Annotated in this window: 5 protein-coding genes; 1 reads left to right on the plus strand and 4 read right to left on the minus strand. The window is 66.1% G+C overall.

The window, feature by feature from the left end; translation table 11 throughout:
* The coding region (locus tag KAY22_RS26940) for a hypothetical protein (protein ID WP_296626131.1) at window positions 1-371 on the plus strand (371 nt) is incomplete at its 5' end.
* Here the strand turns inward: KAY22_RS26940 and KAY22_RS26945 are convergent.
* The 4 genes from KAY22_RS26945 to coaBC are packed head-to-tail and all read right to left on the minus strand — an operon-like array spanning window position 340 to window position 3,094.
* Window positions 340-696, minus strand: a complete 357-nt coding sequence (locus KAY22_RS26945; RefSeq protein ID WP_296626132.1) for a hypothetical protein — start codon at window positions 694-696, stop codon at window positions 340-342. The two genes, KAY22_RS26940 and KAY22_RS26945, sit on opposite strands and share 32 nt — an antisense overlap.
* On the minus strand, window positions 684-1,433 hold the full coding sequence (locus tag KAY22_RS26950; RefSeq protein ID WP_296626133.1) for a HesA/MoeB/ThiF family protein: 750 nt from the start codon (window positions 1,431-1,433) through the stop codon (window positions 684-686). Before KAY22_RS26950 ends, KAY22_RS26945 begins: the two co-directional genes overlap by 13 nt.
* Before the next feature lie 7 nt (window positions 1,434-1,440).
* The gene (gene dut, locus KAY22_RS26955) at window positions 1,441-1,890 is read right to left on the minus strand and encodes a dUTP diphosphatase (protein ID WP_296626134.1); all 450 of its coding nucleotides are present in this window, start codon (window positions 1,888-1,890) and stop codon (window positions 1,441-1,443) included.
* On the minus strand, window positions 1,877-3,094 hold the full coding sequence (coaBC, locus tag KAY22_RS26960) for a bifunctional phosphopantothenoylcysteine decarboxylase/phosphopantothenate--cysteine ligase CoaBC (RefSeq protein WP_296626135.1): 1,218 nt from the start codon (window positions 3,092-3,094) through the stop codon (window positions 1,877-1,879). The genes dut and coaBC overlap by 14 nt, the downstream gene beginning before the upstream one ends.
* Window positions 3,095-3,170 lie beyond the last annotated feature (76 nt).

Genomic DNA, 3,170 nt, shown 5'->3' on the forward strand with positions numbered 1-3,170 from the left:
GTGTAATCAGGGTCTACAGATCGACTACCGTCCTCTCCACGTCAGCAGTGAACGCATTCACGCCATTCACATGGAACGTCCTGGAGTGCATGTTCACGCCAGCAGACTCTGGCGGACGCTTTGAAATCAAAATCAACGGCGTTAGCGTCATCAATTTCACCGGCGACACGCGCAACGTAGGCACCGCAGGCAGAGTGGGCCAGGTCAGACTCGGCTTGTTGACCACGCTAGGGATAAACGCCATATACCTCGACGACATCGTATTCTCGGACAGCGCATATCCAGGCACTGGCGGACTTTGGGTGCTGCCCGTCAACGGCGCCGGCGATCTGAGCGCGGTCAGAAAACCAGTTTCTCTTCGTCCCCGGTAACGATCGACACAGGACCCCGGACATCGATCCGGTAATCGAGCCGATCAAGCAACAGGTCGTGAAGTGCAAGGCCGCTCTGGCAGACGCTGATCACGACCCCCAATTTCAGGGCTTCCTCGAAAATCTGAGCCAGCGTGGGCAGGCCGACCGCCTGTCGACGGACGTCGCTTGGCGCTGTGAGTGGTGCCGCCAGCAAACCGACAGCCAATTCGTGCAAGTGGAGCGATGTTTCACGTCCGCTTGCCGCAGACGCTGCGGCCAGGCTCAGGGCGGCATGCAGTCTTTCGGGGTCGCCTGCCGCGACCAGCAGGATCAGGCCGCGCATCGGCAGGCCGGGTCCTTCGACACCTTGATCGTCCGGAATCGGAAGGCGAGGACATCGACCAGCAGCAACCTGCCTGCCACGTCGTCGCCGAAGGCGGTGAGGACCCGCAGTACTTCGGATGCGCCGAGACTGCCCATGATTCCCGTGATTGCGCCCAGCACGCCCTGATCGGCACAGCTAAGCTCGTCGCGGGCCGGGTCCGATCCGACGAGACAGCGATAGCAAGGCTGTCCGGCCTCCCAGCCGCGCCAGGTCGCCAGTTGGCCGTCGAACTGGCCGACGGCAGCCGACACGAGGGGAATGCGCAAAGCGACCGAGGCATCCGACACGGTCAGACGCGTCGCGAAATTGTCGCAGCCGTCGATGATCGCATCGGTATCCGCCAGCAGTTCTCGCACATTGTCCGCACCGATCCGCACCCGGACCGGCTCGACCGTCACGTCGCTGTTCGCGGCGCGGATCCAGTCGGCGGCGGCCTCGACCTTCGGCCGGCCGATGTCGGCCATCGTAAAGATCGTCTGCCGCTGCAGGTTGGACAGGTCGACCACGTCGTCGTCGATCAGCCGCAGCCGCCCGACGCCCGCTGCGGCAAGATATTGTATGACGGGCGAACCGATCCCGCCGGCACCGACAATGGCCACAGAGGCGTTCAGCAGCGCCTGTTGTCCTGCGCCGCCGACCTCCTTGAGGATGATGTGCCGCGCATAGCGGTCGAGTTGGTCGTCGGTCAGCGCCATGCGCCGCTCAGCGACCGGTCGATCCGAATCCGCCGCTGCCGCGTGCGGTGTCGTCGAGTTCGGCGACTTCGGCGAAGCGGGCGCGCTGCACGGCGGCGGGCACCAACTGCGCGATCCGCTCGCCCCGTTTCACCTCGAAGAGTGCATCGCCCAGATTGGCGAGGATGATCTTGACCTCGCCGCGATAGTCGGCGTCGATAGTGCCCGGCGTGTTGAGGCAGGTGATGCCATGTTTCAAGGCCATGCCGGAGCGCGGACGCACCTGCACCTCATAACCTTCGGGGATGGCGATGGCGAAGCCGGTCGCCACGGCATGCCGTGCTCCGGGGGCCAGAGTGACGTCCTCCGCTGCAACCACGTCGAGGCCGGCAGCATGCTCGGTCGCATAAGCGGGAAGCGGCAGACCGGCGCCATGGTCGAGCCGCTTGAGGCGAATGGCGATTTCAGGCGAACTCATCGGCGATCCTTGCAACGAGGCGGGTGGCGACCTGGTCCTTGGGCAGCCGTTCCCAGCTTTCGACCCCGGTTGCGGTCACGATATGGATGCTGTTGCTGTCGCCGCCCATCACGTCGCCGGACACGTCGTTGGCGACGATCCAGTCGGCGCCCTTGCGTGCGCGCTTGGCGATGGCGTGGTCGACGACCTTTTCGGTTTCGGCAGCAAAGCCTATCAGCAGGCGCGGCTTTCGGGGGCTGTGGCCCAGCCCCGCGAGAATATCCGGATTCTCGGCGAGGGCGAGCGTTGGGGCAGCGCCCGAGCCGTCCTTCTTTATTTTCTGCCCGGCGGCGCTCTCGGCGCGCCAGTCGGCGACCGCCGCCACCATCACCGCAATATCGGCGGGCAGGGCTGCGTCGACCGCAGCCGCCATGTCGCGTGCGCTTTCGACATCGATGCGGTGAACACCGGCCGGGGTGGGGAGCGTCACGGGCCCGGAGACCAGCGTGACCCGCGCTCCCGCGGCGGCCAGTGCGCCGGCGATCGCATAGCCTTGCTTGCCCGACGAGCGGTTGGCGATGTAGCGGACCGGGTCGATCGGCTCATGCGTGGGACCTGCGGTCACGATGACGTGCCGCCCTGCGAGCGGACCACCTTTCAGGCCGGGCTGAGGCGCCTGACGCGGCGCATCCAGAAGTGTCAGGGCGCGCTGCCAGACCACCTCGGGCTCCGGCAACCGGCCGGGGCCGAACTCGCCGCAGGCCATTGCGCCTTCGTCCGGGTCCATCACGGTGATCCCGTCGTCGCGCAGCTGCGCGACGTTGCGCTGGGTCGCGGGGTGCAGCCACATGCGGACATTCATCGCGGGCACCGCAAGGACCGGCTTGTCGGTGGCCAGCAGAAGGGTCGTCGCCAGATTGTCGGCTATCCCCGCCGCCATCTTCGCCATCATGTCGGCGGTCGCCGGGCAAACCACGACCAGGTCAGCCTCGCGGCTCAACTGGATATGCCCCATCTCGGTCTCGTTCTTGAGGTCCCAGAGGCTGGTGTGGACCTCCTGCTCGGACAGCGCCGCGAGCGTCATCGGGGTAACGAATTGTGCGCCCGCCTCGGTCAGGACGCAGCGTACGCTGCCGCCGCCCTTGCGGATGAGGCGAACGAGTTCGCATGCCTTGTAGGCCGCGATGCCGCCGCCGACGATCAGCAATATGCGGGGCGCGTTCATGGGGTCAGCTTAGGAGAAGCATCGCCGCTGCGCCAGCCGCGCCCGCCAGCAAGGCGGTGACGGCATAGCGCCAGCC

Source organism: Rhizorhabdus sp. (genome assembly GCF_018006725.1).
Classification (GTDB): domain Bacteria; phylum Pseudomonadota; class Alphaproteobacteria; order Sphingomonadales; family Sphingomonadaceae; genus Rhizorhabdus.